This window comes from Roseimaritima multifibrata, assembly GCF_007741495.1.
Lineage (GTDB): Bacteria > Planctomycetota > Planctomycetia > Pirellulales > Pirellulaceae > Roseimaritima > Roseimaritima multifibrata.
In genome coordinates this window covers 514,951-531,385 of the sequence record NZ_CP036262.1, presented here as the reverse complement: position 1 = coordinate 531,385, position 16,435 = coordinate 514,951, and the positions used below count along the sequence as shown (strand labels likewise).

The 16,435-nt window shown below is 54.7% G+C and carries 14 protein-coding genes; 9 read left to right on the top strand and 5 right to left on the bottom strand.

Annotation, left to right across the window (positions count from 1 at the left end; translation table 11 throughout):
• Positions 1-31: 31 nt before the first annotated feature.
• From FF011L_RS02095 to FF011L_RS02085, 4 genes are all read right to left on the bottom strand, one after another.
• The gene (locus tag FF011L_RS02095; protein WP_218932957.1) at positions 32-463 is read right to left on the bottom strand and encodes a prepilin peptidase; all 432 of its coding nucleotides are present in this window, start codon (positions 461-463) and stop codon (positions 32-34) included.
• Between the two features lie 196 nt (positions 464-659).
• Positions 660-971: a Flp family type IVb pilin gene (locus FF011L_RS02090; RefSeq protein ID WP_246109677.1), complete on the bottom strand. Its 312-nt coding sequence runs from the start codon at positions 969-971 to the stop codon at positions 660-662.
• A gap of 28 nt (positions 972-999) precedes the next feature.
• Complete coding sequence (locus FF011L_RS26100) at positions 1,000-1,344, bottom strand: hypothetical protein (protein WP_218933253.1); 345 nt, start codon at positions 1,342-1,344, stop codon at positions 1,000-1,002.
• Between the two features lie 38 nt (positions 1,345-1,382).
• Positions 1,383-1,895 (bottom strand): DUF2946 family protein, encoded by a 513-nt coding sequence (locus tag FF011L_RS02085; protein WP_246109676.1) that lies wholly within the window; start codon positions 1,893-1,895, stop codon positions 1,383-1,385.
• A 206-nt stretch (positions 1,896-2,101) separates the two neighbouring features.
• On the opposite strand from FF011L_RS02085, the gene FF011L_RS02080 reads away from it, so the two are divergent.
• The 9 genes from FF011L_RS02080 (at position 2,102) to FF011L_RS02040 (ending at position 14,301) form a co-directional block, all read left to right on the top strand.
• Complete coding sequence (locus FF011L_RS02080; protein ID WP_145349816.1) at positions 2,102-2,554, top strand: hypothetical protein; 453 nt, start codon at positions 2,102-2,104, stop codon at positions 2,552-2,554.
• 60 nt (positions 2,555-2,614) lie between these two features.
• The gene (locus tag FF011L_RS02075; protein ID WP_145349815.1) at positions 2,615-3,820 is read left to right on the top strand and encodes a DUF58 domain-containing protein; all 1,206 of its coding nucleotides are present in this window, start codon (positions 2,615-2,617) and stop codon (positions 3,818-3,820) included.
• Complete coding sequence (locus FF011L_RS02070) at positions 3,801-6,020, top strand: DUF3488 and transglutaminase-like domain-containing protein (protein ID WP_145349813.1); 2,220 nt, start codon at positions 3,801-3,803, stop codon at positions 6,018-6,020. Before FF011L_RS02075 ends, FF011L_RS02070 begins: the two co-directional genes overlap by 20 nt.
• Before the next feature lie 8 nt (positions 6,021-6,028).
• Entirely contained in the window at positions 6,029-6,958 is a 930-nt protein-coding gene (locus tag FF011L_RS02065; RefSeq protein WP_246109675.1) for an AAA family ATPase, read from the top strand.
• A complete protein-coding gene (locus FF011L_RS02060) occupies positions 6,958-7,437 on the top strand; it encodes a hypothetical protein (protein WP_246109674.1) in 480 nt (159 codons plus the stop codon). Before FF011L_RS02065 ends, FF011L_RS02060 begins: the two co-directional genes overlap by 1 nt.
• Entirely contained in the window at positions 7,434-9,032 is a 1,599-nt protein-coding gene (locus FF011L_RS02055) for a permease (protein ID WP_145349810.1), read from the top strand. Before FF011L_RS02060 ends, FF011L_RS02055 begins: the two co-directional genes overlap by 4 nt.
• Positions 9,033-9,531: 499 nt before the next feature.
• Positions 9,532-10,503: a hypothetical protein gene (locus FF011L_RS02050; protein WP_246109673.1), complete on the top strand. Its 972-nt coding sequence runs from the start codon at positions 9,532-9,534 to the stop codon at positions 10,501-10,503.
• Positions 10,504-10,516: 13 nt separating this feature from the next.
• A complete protein-coding gene (locus FF011L_RS02045) occupies positions 10,517-12,355 on the top strand; it encodes a hypothetical protein (protein ID WP_145349808.1) in 1,839 nt (612 codons plus the stop codon).
• A gap of 416 nt (positions 12,356-12,771) precedes the next feature.
• Positions 12,772-14,301 carry an arylsulfatase gene (locus FF011L_RS02040; RefSeq protein ID WP_145349806.1) on the top strand — a complete coding sequence of 510 codons (1,530 nt, stop codon included), beginning with the start codon at positions 12,772-12,774 and terminating at the stop codon, positions 14,299-14,301.
• A gap of 166 nt (positions 14,302-14,467) precedes the next feature.
• Here FF011L_RS02040 and FF011L_RS02035 read toward each other — a convergent pair whose 3' ends face one another.
• The gene (locus FF011L_RS02035; protein WP_145349804.1) at positions 14,468-16,327 is read right to left on the bottom strand and encodes an FAD-dependent oxidoreductase; all 1,860 of its coding nucleotides are present in this window, start codon (positions 16,325-16,327) and stop codon (positions 14,468-14,470) included.
• Positions 16,328-16,435: the final 108 nt, after the last annotated feature.

Genomic DNA, 16,435 nt, shown 5'->3' with positions numbered 1-16,435 from the left:
TATTTTTTACGCTTACGTTAACGCTCGATTACTACACCATAATTCGTTGAACCAAGTCCGGAGCGACCGAATACAAAAACACACCTGCAAGGATCGCCGGTGCATAGGCAAAATCCTCCTGTTTCCTCACCGCCGCAAAGATTGCCAACGGCAAACCCGCAATGGCAATCCACATCGCTAACGGAAGTAGCGACGAAACACCAAACCACATCACGATCGCTGCGAACAGTTTTATGTCACCGCCGCCAAATCGATCACCGCGGCCAACGACCAACCCCAAGCACAACGCCAGGGCTCCGCCAACCAGGTGTTGCCACCAAACGCCCGCATCGGGTGCAAGCAGCAGCCGAACCGGAAACAACAGGACCAGAGCAATTGGCAACCAATCGGGAATCTCCCGCGATCGCAGGTCGTGGTACACAGCCACGCCACAGACAACCGCTGGCAACCACCAAAAAAGCATTTCGTCGATCTCCATCGGGATCCGTTCATACGTCGCCGTTAAAACTTGACCACGCAAAGCGTCAGGTAACTGCCCCGCCCAATACACATAGATTGCCTATCGAAAACGCTGCCTGACGGAAACAACTCCGCCAGACAGCACGTCTTTTCACTACAGGCACTGAAAGCCTACAGCGAACTCGTCAATAAACACTTAACTATTCACCTGGCTCGACAATCAAACCTTCGACGTCGATTCCCAAGTTATCACTAAACGAACCAGCGTTCGCGGCTAGCACGAGCCCCGTTCCGCTCGACTGAGTCGTCGTGGCAACCAACTGGCCGCTAACGATCGGCCCGACATCTTCGCTATGAGCACCAGGCAGGGCGCCAGCGACGGTACCGATCAGGTCGGTGGTCTTGTGCCCGAGGATGGCAGTGGCAGCCAGGGCAACCAAAGCGATGCCACCGACAAGAATTCCGTATTCAACCAGGCCTTGGCCCTTTTTGTTCTTAAACAACTTACGCATGGTGTTTTCCTTTTTAGAAAACGAGTTACTAAAAAAACGTATTGCCGCCTGACCAAAGGTTCCGCATGACCAATGCAGGCGTGTGCGGCGGCGACGAACAGTCCGCACACGTTTGACTTGCTAGCTTTCTTCGCAGTCGATCCTTAACAAGATCCACCACAAACTGCTTTACATAAGGAGCCCCACCGCGCAGGCACAACCGATCGGGTTTGGTCGGACCATTGACCGATCGCACCGCACGCGGCGGGACGCATAAGGTCGGTAGCCCATTTACCTTGACGAATTCGCGAACCGCGAACCCATCAAAATCCAAACGTGGTGAGACAATCGTGAAACACGCTTCCAGCCTGCCAAACAACTGCAGAAACGCCAAACCAAAGGCCTAATTCCACAGCCAGACAGTGAAAGCAATTACGCCACAGCGGGCGGCCCGCGAGGCTGCGGGAGCGAAAGAAGAGTCGCCGAGAAACTAGACTCAGAAGCGACACAGGCAGGGTGCGAAACGAATTGCGATGGTAGCGAAACCAGCAATTCCCATGTCACACCGCTTGGACTCGCCAAAGACTGACAAGTCACACAGTTATCGGAATCATGCGGTTGATGATCCCCCGAATCGTGCAAGCCAGCCCCGGTCTCGGTCGCCGCTGGCGATGAAGCATGATGCATGCACCCAGACGAACAAGCCGAAACAGATCCCTCGGGAGCGACGGCGGCCGATGCATGACCATGACCTTCACAGGTGCCGACATGCAGCCAAGCGGGAGCATGACCGAGAACGATCGTGCCGCACAGTAGGCTAGCCAGAAGGGGTCGGAACAACGGATGCATCAAAAAGACATTCAATTCAGGAGACTGAGTAACAAAATGGTCCGACCAAAGATCATTGTTAGTTGTTACGATGATCGAACTCAGCTGGTTCGTCAAGGCTCAAAAAATTTTAGGCGTTCGGGTGGTTCGATGCACTCACTAGTTTCGTGAAATAGCCATGAACATTGCACGCGTGCTGAACCAAAACGATTGACAGAACGTAAACCAGCTTAGACAATCTTAACATCCTTGGTCGGACCGTTGATTCTCACCTAAGAGCTATTCCTTAGGGTGCTTTCTTTATCAATGCTGGAAACCGACCTTTGAGTTCGTCTCGAATCCTGACCGTTTACCTGACTTTGGCGGCATTGCTATTTGGCAACGTCACCGGCTGGGTTCACGTCGGATGCTCGAGTCACCCAGCGGGATGCTGTTCAACGAATGCGGTCAATCCTGGCGAAACTTCGACGGGTGAGCACGGCAGTCATTCTTGCTGCCACCACAATCACGGCGACACCTGCCAAGCAGACGCGCTCGCCCACACAGACAAACCGGACGAAAAACACGATCCTGCGCAGCCAACCGAGGAACACGATTCGGATCGCTGTTCGATTTGTCAAAGCTTCTTTGCTTCGCGTCACGCGATCATGCTTGCGGACGCTGTCGTCTGCATGGAACGGCTAGCAGTTGGTCGCGAGCTTGCTTTCATTGACGACCTGATCGCCCAAAGCCATCTTTCACGCAGCCACACGGTACGGGGACCGCCAAGCGTCTAGCGCTTACGCCGTTTCTTTCTCTCCGCGTTTTGTTTGTTTCTGTACCGAAGGTGCGATCCCATGGCGATGGCCCATGAATCGCCCAGCTCGGCGGGTTGGTTGTCTCGTGTGTTGACGACCGACTTTTGCCCCTGGGCGAATCGTTTTGTTTATTGGCTAAAAGAACCGATCGGCTGGTTCGTTTTGGCGACCGCGATCAGTGTCGTGATCGGCCTGTTCCTAAACCCAATCGGCTGGACTTTGGCTGCTTCGTTAACCGCGATCATAGGTGTGGGCATCACGTGGCCTTTGGTCGCCATTCATGTCACTGCCTGCGAATTGAAGCCTGAAGTGACCTGGGTTCCCGAAGACGATGCGTGCCGGATGATCTTGTCGGTTCGCAACCGCATCCCTATTCCCGTTTGGGGACTGGCGGTTGAGGGCTACCTGGACTGCGAAAGCGACGAGGCGATGCCGACGGTGGGGCTGGCGTGTGTGCCGCCGCTTTGTGTCAGCGAATTCGGAATCACGGTGACCCCATCGCTGCGTGGGCATTACCCGGTTCAAATGCCTCGGGTTTCCTGTTCGTTTCCGTTTGGAATTTGGACGGCGAAGCGTAAGCTGACGGCAACGAAATCATTAACCGTGTGGCCGAAGGTCTTCCCAATTACCGGAACTTGCCCCATCGCCGGCGGGACCAACTCGCTACACGGCGAAGGAAGTCGCGGTGGACGTAGCGGTGATTTTGTAGGTGTACGACCTTACCGACAGGGCGATGCAGCCAAACACATCAACTGGGTCGCTTCCGCCCGTGTCGATTCATTGATCGTGACCGAACGTGGCGGCCCCCAGAACGTGGAATTGGATTTGTGGGTCGATACGTTTTGTCAAGGCACACGAGATCAACTCGCTGATCGAATCCGCGTTGCAGCAAGTCTGTTGGTCAATCTGCATCAAGCGAACGTCCCGATGCGTGTGATGATCGGATCGCGACGCCTACGATTGGCGCAAGGTACAAAGGGTCGTCGGCAGATTTTGGATGCTCTAGCCGATGTGCCGGCTGATGGAACGGACGTTCCGCCTAAACGAGACACGGTGCCCCAACACGCAGCAATTGAATTTTCATCGGACCATGGTGGAGACACGATCGTTCGTTTGATTAACCCACAAGGCGGACGTCAAGCGAGAGGTCGTTTACTAACGAAACGCATTCACCGGGGAGAAACGTTCGCAAATCAGCTGCGTGATTTTTGGACGGAGGTGAGAGATGCCAACGTCGCCGCGTAAACGCAACGAAACTATTTTACTGGCCATCCTATCGATCACTTCGGTCATTCCGCTGCGGTACTTTGCGGAGTCGCGGGGTTGGCTATTCGCGGAGATAGGGGTTTTAGTTGTCGCACTTCTCGTAGCAAAAATCGCGAAGACTTTCGGCAAACCGGGACGTCGAAAACTACAATTTCTGGCGAATTTTGCTATAGGCCTGTTGATCATCGCCCCTGTCTTGTTTGCGGTCGTCGCGCGCGGCAGTGGATCACTGATAGCGTTTGAGACGTCAGCATTGACCCTATTCGGGACCACGTCGCTGGTGATCGCGTTGCTTGCTACCAGCGAACGCACCCGAGCGATGTCGCTGGTCACCAGCGGTTTTCTTGTGCTATTTTCGAATTCGATTTCCGACGATCCCCGTGCCGTCTGGTTGGCGATCCTTTGGCTAACCATTTGTGTTTGGCATTTGGTCGCTAACCACTGGGAAAGACTGGATCTCTGTTTGCCAGATTCCGTGCGACCGACCAGCGGCGTGCGACCAGCCAGCGTCTTGCTTGCGGCCACACTTTGCATCATCGGTGGATTATTGATTCACGATCGTTTTGGAGAATCCGATCACCTGGCCTTCGGTTTCATGCCCACTAGTGGCGGATCGAAATGGTCCGACCCGGCGGCTCGATCGGGTGTCGGAACAGGGGACGCCGCGATCGCGGCCAAGGACCACGCGGACTCCTTCGGCGCCGTCGATTCGGATATCTTTCTGGAGTCCCCAGAGCCGTCCCTATTCGACATGTTCAACGATACCATCGGCGAACCCAAGAAGAAAAAATCGGAACGCAGCCAAGGGTTGGCAAATCAAAACGCCATTCAGACGCACGAGCGGACGGCGAAAAGCGAGAAGGGTGGAGCGTCGTTCAGCACCGATCGAATGACACCAAAGAAGCATCACCATTTCGACGATGCGGTCGAAGCGTCGGTCGTTCAGTGGGACGGGCCAACGGGTATTCGTTTGGCAATGAATCGGTTCGACACGTTCGATGGCAAGGACTGGACGAATTCGGCAAAACTTGCAGACGAAAAATTACAGCGCATCGAGATCGACAAGCACGTTTGGTTCTTTGATCGAAAACTTCAACCCAAAGCGTTTGAGAACTCCGATGATGTCGAGGTCAATCTACTGAAGGTACTGCGACTGGATTCGACTCGCCTACCAGCGCCGATGATGACCGCTGGCCTGCACATCAAGGACGTCGATCGTAAGGACTTCTTCGCCATTGACAACGATGGTTCGCTGTACATGCCCGGCCGTGAAAAAATTCCGCCATTGACGGTGGTGAATTTGGCTTCGGTCAAAGTAATGGAAGACGAATTACTTACGCTGCTAACAAGCGATTCCAGCACTCCGCAGCCCGCCTCGGCGAAAGGGGTTAGCGGGCGGGGGCCTTCCGCCTATGAGCAACTTCAAGCGATCGTGAAAGAGCTTCGCTCGAACTTCACACTTGACCGAAACACTTCAACCACAACTGACGATCCAGTTGCCGAATTCCTACGCAATCGACGTGGCGGGGATCATCTATTTGCGACGGTCGCGGCACTCAAAGCTCGCGAGATCGGATTGCAGTCCCGCATTGTGACGGGGTTTTACGTGCGGCCGGATTCGTTTGATATTGCCGCAGGCCACGCTTGCCTGACACCTGACGACGTTCATGTTTGGACCGAAATCAGGCTTGACGACGGTCGTTGGTTCGAAATCGAACCGACGCCCGGCTACCGTGAACCGGTTTACACACCTTCGACGTGGTTGGTGGCGAAGCGGTTTGCCGGCGCATACTGGATCCATGGATTGGCAATCATCTTCGCGTTCGCTTTGCTGGCCTTCACGCGTCTGATTTGGATCGAATGGTTGCTAACAGTCGGTTGGTCGTTGTCATGGCCACTCGGTCGCCAGCGACAGCTTCGCCTCGCCATGCAAATCGTCGAAACCCGAGCGAAATTAGCGGGAAAGCAACGTCCCGTCGGCACGCCACAGCGAGATTGGATGGAATCACTCGTCGCTTGCGATCTTCCTCTTCGTACCCGCGTGCGTGAATTCTGCAATGACGCGGACATGAGCATTTTCGGTGGCGGCACCACGATCGACCGCGGACGTCTAAGCGGCGTGGTTCGTGGTTTGAATACGCGCCGATTAAAACAATTCAACAACGGTGGAACGGTATGAGCGTGGTGATGGAAAACGAAGTACAAACGGTGCTGAACAGGCTGCGTGAGCAGCTCGGCCGAGTGTTACTGGGCAAATCCGAACAAATTGAAATTGTGATTGCATGCTTGCTCGCCCAAGGACATTTATTGCTAGACGATTTGCCAGGAACCGGAAAAACAACACTCGCAAAGGCGCTCGCGGAATGTTTAGGTGGACGTCTGGCACGAGTCCAATGCACGCCCGATTTGTTGCCGACCGATGTGACCGGATTTAATCTGTTCAACCAAAAGACTCGCGAGTTCGAATTCCATGCCGGACCAGTGTTCGCGGACGTGTTGTTGGCAGACGAACTGAACCGTACGACGCCACGAACGCAGAGCGCGCTATTGGAAGCGATGGCCGAACGGCAGGTGACGATCGACGCGGTTCCCCATCGTTTGTCAGATACATTCTTTGTCATTGCAACTCAGAATCCGATCGACTCGCACGGAGCGTATCCGCTTCCAGAAGCCCAGCTCGATCGATTCACGATTAAATTACAAATCGGGTATCCCGATCGCCAGGCACAACTGGGCATTTTGGAAAACGCTTCACGGATCAACCGCGACGATGACGTACCGCACAGCGTTTTGTCCCTGTCGGATTTGCGGAAAATCCAACAACAAGTCCAAACGATCACGGTACATCCACGGGTTCGCGAGTACTTGGTAGACCTTGTAGAGGCAACGCGAAACGATGCCTCGATTCAATTAGGGGTCAGTCCACGTGGCATGCTGCACTGGCAACGGATCGCTCAAGCGTGGGCGGTACTGCAAGGTCGCGACTTTGTCACGCCCAGCGACGTAGCAAAAGTCGCTCATCCGGTTTTGTCGGTTCGTTTACTGACAACAACAGACGATACCGATTTGGTGATCGATCGCATCATGACCCAGGTTCCTTCACCGGAGTACAAATAATGCCTCTCGATAAAAAGGACGCGGCGACACCTCCTCAGCAAAGATCTTTCGCAAGGTCCATGACAGTTGCCTTGGTCGTTCTACTGATGGTCGGTTGTGGTTCCCAAGACTCCGAACCAAAGACCTCGTTATTTGAAGACGATCACGTGGTCGCCGAACATTGGCCCGCGGATCTTTCAGACGTTGCCGCGAAACTTCGTGAACGTCTGGCCTCGCCTGAAGTGAACGAACAGGCACAAAAAGAAATCGAAGATCTTGTCAGTTGGACGGCGGAAATTGCCGCTGACACCAATCTCTCCGAAGCGGATTGGCTGCCGCTATATCACCACTCGGAATCCTTAATGGCAAACCTTGAGAAAGCGAAGCAAGGCTTAAGCAGTGATGACCGATCGCAAATTCAATCGTTCTGCAAATTGATCGATGACACGGTCCTAGTAATCCCCGACCAACTCGCCAGACAAAAGGGAACATCGCCATGATTCAACCGATTTCCGTGATACTTATCGGTGGGTTCATTCGCGTCCTACAAGGGTTTGCCGCTGCTGCACCGACGTTGCTGGTCGGCCTGCTAATTGCATCCATCCTGCGTTATTACCTGGGCAGTGCGGGTACGCGACGACTGTTTGGTGGCGACGGGCTACGTTCGCTGCCGCAATCGTGGTTGGTCGGCATGCTGCTGCCAGTTTGCTCGATCGGCGTGCTGCCGATCCTGTTCGAAATGCGACGCGCCAAGATCAAACCAGGGGCGATGTCAGCGTTCGCGTTGTCGGCTCCGTTATTCAATCCGCTGTCGCTGTTGTATGGATTAACGCTCAGCCGACCGTTGGTGATCATCCTGTTTGTGCTGGGGTCGTTGGTGGTTGTGACGGCCCTCGGCCTGTTCTGGGACGCGTTTTCAAAACGTGTTGCGCCGCTGCCGATAGCTATGGATGAAGAACAGACAGCGTCGGATCACCTGATCGGACTGCGCCGAGTCTTTGCGACAATGGTCCACATCGCTCGCGAGACCACGGGAACAACGATGCTGATCGCTCTGGTCGGTTTATCGGGCTTGGCTTTGCTCGCCGCGGTATTGCCGTACGGTGCGATGCAAAATGCAGTCGAACGTGACGATTGGTGGGCACCGTTGAAGATGTTGTTTGTGGCGATTCCGGTCTATGCCACGCCGATGCTGGCAATGAGTCAGATGGGGATGATGTTTCAACATGCTAATTCGCCCGGCGCTTCGTTCACCCTTTTGATTTTGGGTGCGGGCATGAACTTCGCCACGCTGCTATGGTTCGGACGTCACTACGGATGGAAAGCCGCATCGTGGTGGTTTGCATCGCTGCTGATAATTGTTGTGGGATTGTCCTACGCGATCAATGAACCGCTCGTCCCGCCAGGCGTCGAACCGGCCGGGCACACGCATGCGTTTGACATCTATGTAAACCCCTTGCCGAACAATCACGCATTGAGTTTGCAAATCATCCGTGACAAAGTCACCAAAGAAATGGACTTCAGCGTGATCGCATCCCTGGTCGTCCTGGCCGTCGTGGGGGCATTCGGGTTGCTGTTCCGGGTACTGAAAATTGATGAAAGTTCGCTTCGCAAAAACGCCAAGGCGGGATCGTTTGCGTCGTCGCTGCAGACCGAACATGCCCAGCCACGCCAGGGTTTCGATGTCGTCGTCCCGCCGGGAGTGATCGGTGCGACGATGCTGGCGGGTTTGGTCGCGCTGAGCGTCGTCGCCTGTTATGCGTACTACCCGTCGCCAAACGAATGCTTGGAAGAAATCAGGCTGGCAAGGGGAGAATGTCTGGCAGCGGCCAACAGCGGGCAAATCGATCATGCTTTGTTCTGGTTGCCGGTCTGGGAGGACTGGAGCCGACGACTGGAAGTCGGCACGTTCATTCGCACCGGTCAGGTTCGTCCGTACCAGCGAATGCAAGGCTATCTGATCCGAAAAAAGCTGGAGAACCTCGAGCATGAACTCGAGCACGATCCGTTTGAACCGGACGAAACCAAAAAGGTTGTTCGGGAAATCCAGGCCTCGAATTCCCGGTGGGTACGATCCTTTCGACCACCAGAATAGACATGAACTCCGCCAGCGATAGAATCGCGGGTGGTCGGACCGGGTCGATCACGCGCGTCCGCTTGACCTGAGAACCTAGCGGTACGACGTCTCGGAAAAAGCAGGAGGCGTCTAAGTCGTGGACGTCCCGGCCCTTGGGTGGAGGGCCGCTATCTCACGTGTTGACGTCGACACGACGGGAGATGGAAACATCCATCAACGGTCCACGGGGAAAACGCGAAAGAGACGTACGTTTACCCATCAGGTTTGTGCAGCAACTTCAGAAGCCCCCCTGCTGTCGACGACCCGAAAGAACCAGTCGGCGATGGCTATCGACTTGAAACGAAGAGAACCGACATCATTGCAACCTGTCGATTCGGTTGTTCGCAGGGCCCCCAACCGTCGAATGGTGCCCCTCGCGTAACGAATGCTATGCCGATCGGCGATTCGCTTTGCAGGGGAAGTGGATCGGAATAGAATGGAGCACGCTGCCCAAGTGAGCGTACCTTCCAGGTCCAATGTGAACGATTCGAAACCATTCAGTCTACCGATCGCAGCCCTTCGCTTAGGTGCGTTTCTTTGCTTTGCTGGCTGGACCTGGGTTCATTATTACTGGGAAGCGCCCTATGGGGTACTTCTTTGGCAAGACGCCACCTTCGATCTGGCAACTCGCCTTGGACTCACATGGGATGAGTTTGTCGGCACCGGTGCCGACGACGGGTTCGTGCAAAAATGGCTCGGCAAAATCTGGTGGCTCTACCTTGCCTGCACGGTGATGACGTTGACAGTCCGCAAGAAGTCTTGGTTTCAGATGGCTGGACTGGTGTTCGGCAGCGGGATGTTGACCATTCTCTGCTACGCCAAATATGTTGCCTCCCAGCGTCAGTTGCCGATGTTCGTCGAACATGGCAGCCAGATGCTAATTCCGATTCTCTTGGTGTTGGCACTCAGCCTAGGACCGCGGCACCGACTGACGGTCATCACCGCGGTGATTGCCGTGATCATGACCTTTGCCGGCCATGGAAGCTACGCACTTGGATACTGGCCAACGCCGGGGAATTTTTATGCCATGACCTCCTTGATCCTGGAGGTTGAATACCCAACGGCTCAATCGCTGCTACGCGTTGCGGGAATGCTGGACTTTCTGGTCTGCATCGGAATCTGCATTCCCTACCTGCGTCATCCGTCTGCTTGGTACGCGACCATTTGGGGATTCTTAACCTCAATCGCTCGACCGGTTGCCGGAATGTCCTGGGGTCTTCATTACTGGGGGGCTGATCAATTCCTGCACGAAGCGGTGCTTCGCGCCCCGCACTTCCTAATCCCTGTCTATTTACTAATTGTTTGGCGTCAGCGACGCGGCCCAGAAACAGGACAGACAGCCGATGATCCGCAGCAAAACCCAACGGTGACGGACGCTGACGTGACCGATTTAGGGCTGCCAGCAACGAACCGTCTGTGTACACTAGACAGGACTCCATCCGATCAATAGGCCAAGAAAGACCATGCAAAAACACAAACAAATTGTCCTCAGCTGCCTTCTGATATTGCTGGTTGGCACGCCGCTTTTCGGACAACAAAAACGACCGAGACGCGCCAACCTGACGATCCCCGACGTCGAGCGTAGTGAGATCATTTGTTTTGCGTTGTACACGGTTAGCGACAACACTCTCAAACTGACAGCCCAGCTATACCCTCTGAAACCGGGTGACTCCAAAACCGTTCGGCTGGAAATTCAAAAAGAAGGCAAGTGGGTTGAAGTCGCTCGCACCACGGTTGTGGAACCTGGCTGGACCGCACCGTTTCGAGTCGAAAACTGGCAGGACAACCAAGCGTACGCGTACCGTGTCCTGCATGGCCCCCAAGCCAAGTATGAAGGAACGATCCGCAAGAACCCTGTGGACAAAGAAGAAATCATCATCGCCGGATTTACCGGGAACTCCATCCAGCCAGCCCATGGCGGCGACATCGCTCGTCAGGACCTGATCGATAACGTCAACAAGGTCGACGCCGATGTGCTATTTTTCTCAGGCGATCAAGTTTACGACCACAATCGACACTACGCGGCCTGGCTGAAATTCGGCCGCGACTTTGGCGACATCATCAAAGACCGACCCACCGTTTGCCTGCCCGACGATCATGACGTAGGACAGCCCAACCTGTGGGGCGAAAGCGGAAAGATCTCAACGCTCAGTGGAGCCGCTGACGGTGGATACTCCAAACCTGGCATCTATGTTCAAGAAGTCGAACGCGCCCAGACCAGCCATCTACCGGACCCGGTCGATCCACGCAAAGTGGGGCAGGGGATTGGGGTCTATTTCACCAACCTGAATTGGGGCAATATCGATTTTGCGATTCTTGAAGACCGCAAATTTAAAACAGGTCCGGCCGGTCGAGTTCCTAAACAAGGCCCTCGTCCCGATCATATTCGCAACCCCGAATACGATCCGGCAAGTGTGGATGTTGAAGGAGCCATCTTACTTGGGCAAAGACAACTGGACTTCATTAATAACTGGGTTCAAGACTGGCAGAACGCCAAGGTCAAGGTCGCTCTTTCACAAACCATCTTCTGCGGAGGCGCCCACATCCATGGCGCAGCCAACGGCCGTCTGCACGCCGACATGGATTCGAATGGTTGGCCACAGACGGGCCGAAATCTCGCATTGAAATCGTTACGAAAAGGTTTTGCGTTTCACTATGCAGGCGACCAACACTTGGCCACCATCTTTCATCATGGCGTGGATGAACACCGTGATGCGATCTGGTCCTTCTGTGTCCCTTCGATCGCCAATCTTTACCTTCGCTGGTGGGAACCGCTTGAACCTGGCAAGAACCGGGAACCTGGCAGCCCCGAATACACGGGAGACCTTCTCGACGGCTTCGACAATAAAGTCACCAACTACGCCGCGGCCAACCCCGAGAAAATGCCTGCCGGAAACCTGCTGAATACCCGAGCCGCCGGATTTGGATTCGTGCGAATCAATACAAACACACGCACGATCACGATGGAATGCTGGCCTCGGAATGTGGACGTTACCGATCCAGATGCCAAGCAATACCCAGGCTGGCCGCGGACGATTTCGCAGTTCGACAACTACAGCCCGCCCTCCTGGGGAAAACTTGGTGAACTGACATTTGACGTTGATTCACCCGTTGTCCAATTGGTCGATTCGGACAGCGGTGACATCCTTTACACCGTCCGTGTCAGCGGAACATCGTTTGTCCCTGGTGCTCCAAAAGGCAAGACGTTTGTCATTCGAGCCGGCAAAGACGCTCCCGATACGATCGTTGTAAAAGACGCTCAAGTGGATGGCGCCGCTCATTCCGTGAAACTAGCCAAGTAAAAGTGTCAACGGTGACGCCGCTTGAAGGATAGCGAACGGCTTTCGCAGCCGAGTCGCGTAAGCTCGATACCGCATCCTTTCTTAGTGGAACGACAGAAGGATTCTCAAAGCGGGGGCCGGACGGCTTGCGCCGTTCCGCTAAGAAAGTAGATGACATTGGGCTTGCGTCGTTCGGCAGATGAGTTTTCTATGCGGGTGCCGGACGGCTCGCGCCGTTCCGCTAAGTAGATTCGTACGTGAGATGCCAATGCAGGTGACACTGGATGCAAAGCGTCCAGCAAAACCTGTTGGGTACTTTTGATCTACAATCCAATGCTGTGGGCTGGCCCCCACGGTACGAAAGGTTTCGGCGGAAGCATCAAATCATTGGTGCCTGATGAACCGTAGACACACTCGACGGCGAAAGACCTAGCATCATGAAATCCATACGGTACGTCTTTACGATCCTGCTTGCGGTTTGCGGAATCGCACAGCAGGGGCAAGCGACCGAACGCCCCAACGTGATTCTTATTTTTGCGGATGATCTCGGTCCGGGAATGCTTGGCTGCTATGGGCAACAGGTGATAACGACACCGAACATCGATCGCCTGGCTCGCGAAGGGATGAAGTTCACGAACTACTACGGTGGTGTTTTCTGTGCGCCGGCGCGATGGACTCTTCTAACGGGAATGCATGACGGCCGAGTGGGAGGCTGGTCACAAAGCCGCCCCGGTCTGCCGATTTGGCGCGACTCTGGGGCGATTACCGAGGCGGACTACCAGAAGCGCTTGACCAACTTAAAAGCCAAAGCGCATCCGATCACGGACGATGAAGTCTTTTTAGCCCAAATCGGGCAGCGGGCCGGATACGAAACCGCTCAGTTCGGCAAACTGGATCGCGGCTTTCTGACTTGGCACGAACGCGTCAAACGTTTTGGCTGGGATTTCTACGAAGGCTTCTACGATCATCAACGCTGTCACGGTTTCTATCCTCCCTATCTGTGGCGCAACGGCAAACGGTTTGACCTGCCGGGCAATACGATGCCTAACTGCGGAAAGACCAGCGAAGAAGGAAACGAACCGGTCGGCTACGGTGGCGAAACCTATTCCCAGGAAGTCTTCATTGCAGGGATCTTGAAATTCCTGCGGTCTCATCAAGACAAGCCATTCTTTCTTTACCACCCCACGCAACTGCCTCACGGGCCAGTGGCCATTCCAAAACTCCACCCCGATTTTGCAAACCATCCTTCAATGAGTCTTGCAGAGAAGAAGTATGCGTCGATGGTCAAAATGCTAGATGACCACGTTGGCCTGATCATGAACGAATTGGTAACGCTGGGAATCGATGACAACACGATAGTGCTGTTCGCGTCCGACAATGGTCATGAACTTTATTACGGCCCGAAACCGAGTTACCGCAAGCAAAGACTTCTTAATGGAGAACCCGCGAACTTGACCGACAAGAAGTGGCGGACCTCGGAGTGCGGCGACATCTTTGATGGTGCAGGTGGCCGCGCGGGACTGAAACGAAGTGGGTATCAAGGTGGCATGCAATGCCCTCTCATCGTCCGCTGGCCAGGAAAAATTGCCGCGGGTTCCGTGACCGATTTGTTGACCGCGCACTACGATTTCCTGCCCACCTTAGCGGATGTGGTCGGCGAACCAACACCTGCCGGCAAAGACGGTGTTTCCTACCTACCGACGCTACTAGGTAAACCTCAAACTCAGCGACATGACTACATCGTCGTCCATAACCACAACACGTCGATGGGCAGCAGTGCATTGATCACGCAGGAAGGTTTAAAGCTGGTCGAAGCCGACCGCAGGAAAGGCCTCTTCCAGCTATACAACATTTTGGACGACAACGAAGAGCGAAACGACCTGGCACCGCAGTCGCCTGAGACCGTCAATCGGCTGAAGCAGATTCTCAAACAGGAAATGAATTCTCCACGTCCCGACCTGCAGTAGCGAAGAACAAGTCGAGAACGAATTCGGGCATGACACTTTCAAACACTAGCGTTGACCGCTGCAGCGTTGACGGTTCCAAGAGGAGGGATGCGAATCCTTCACACCAATACCGACAGCCGCTCGATCCGAGCCAAACGTTTGTCTCTCACTTGCAAATCCAGCGGATTCAATTCTTCGCCGTTTTTCTGGCTTTCGCTGCAGCGCGAATAAATTCGCCTCGAGTGATTTTGCCATTCCCTTCTGGCAGGGCAGTCGCCGGAACACCGATGGTTGCGGCGAGATCGATCCAACGCCGTTCAAGATCTGCGTCCAATGGCAGGTCCAGTCCCGCCGCGTGACCTGGAGCGGCTTCGCAGTATTGTCCGTGCAGTTTCGGGCCTCGGGGTTTTCGCGGTTCACCATCCGGATAGACATGCTGCAATCCACCCGCTGCCGCCCACCACTGAACCGCAACAAAATCCGTTGAATCTGGTAGTACATCGCTAACGTAGATCGTGGCCGAACCGTCGGCGTGCAGTTGACGTTGCAAGTCCGAAACATTGACTTGTTGCACCGGATGATCTGCCTGCACCGCAAGCGCCGCGGCGTGCCCAGCCGCTTGCCCCAGCGACATCCAAATCGGTTCCAATCGCAACGCACAAAAACCGACATGCGATGAGGACGCGGCAACGGGAACCAGCAAGTTATCAACATCCTTGGGAAGCAGGACGCCATAGGGAATTTGATATGGTGGTACAGGATTGTAGAACTCACCCGTATGCTTGCCGCCAAAGCGTAGGCCTTCGTGAGCCGTACCATGGCAGTTATTACCGTAGTCCGCCATCGCGATCGAATCTTTGTGAAAGACCGCACGCGTCCCTTCTGTGGCGTATTCGCTATCGGCCTGTGCATAGACATACACTCCCTGCATACGTCTAGCCTCACGCACATACAACTGCGGCGGCAAGTGATTCGATTCCAGAAATTCGTCGCGACACCATCCCCACTCAGACGCTTCCTGTTGAAATTTTCCCGGAACCTCTGGATCGTTTTGCAAGAAATAGAGCAGCCCCACCTGATCACGCAAATGCTCGTCAAATATCGCCTGCCGTTCCTTTTGATCGCCGTCGGGCCACCCGAGATTTTTGCCGGGCAATGAGAGCCGCACTAAGCTCCGCGAAACATCATTGATGTCGTACTTACCGCCGGGCAAAGCTGGAGTCTGAGCCTTAAAAATGCACTTGCTGGGATAATCGAAAACGTGCTGGATTTGGTTCGACTGCAACGCCTTCAAAACCCCCACGAAATCTTCACGGCGATAGCCCGGTGGAGCAACGGGCGTTACGCGGTTGGATTCATCACGGGTCATGATGAAGCGAAAGTTGTAGGCTTGCAATTGCTGATCAGCGGTATCGGGCGCCAGCGATTCACCATGTTCGGCGGCCGCTTCACGCCCGGCTCGCCAGGCCACTCCAGCCATGGCCATCAGGTCTCCCTCGTAACTTCCGTCGATAAACACCCGGCCTCGCACAGCCAGTACGTCGCCTTGCGGATCGACGAAGGTCGCCGAATCAATATGCTTCCGCTCTGCTAAATCACTAACAGCCAAAGAGGCAAGTCGATGCTGACGGACCACCTTGACGCTCGCCTGTTCCTCTAGCAAATCGTGGAAGACCGCCAGATTCACTTTGGGTTCGCCAAAAGTGCCATGAAAGCAAGCCTGAACCTGCGGCGAATCAGCACCGTAGGTTTGAACATAAAACGACTGGACGCGGTTCGCAAAATCAAGGAATGCCCCACTGAGACTTTCCAAAGAATGAAAGTCGGTATGAGAGAGCCCGCTGGTGACCAGTCCTCCAACGCGTGCAGTCGGCTCGACCAACAGAACCGACTGTCCCGCTTTGCCAGCTGCCACGGCAGCCGCGATCCCACCGGGCGTCGCTCCATAGACAACAACGTCATATTCCGGATCCGCACCCACCACAGGCCCCACGTCAAATGAGGCTGCCAAAACAACGATCCCCAGCAGCCAACCAAACTTGCTCATACGAAAACTCCATAGAAAGTCATGATGCCAACCAGCCCATCATACCCACCATCGAGGGGAAGTTTCTGCGTTTCTCAGCAAGCCTAGGTGCCAGAGGTTGCTAGACAA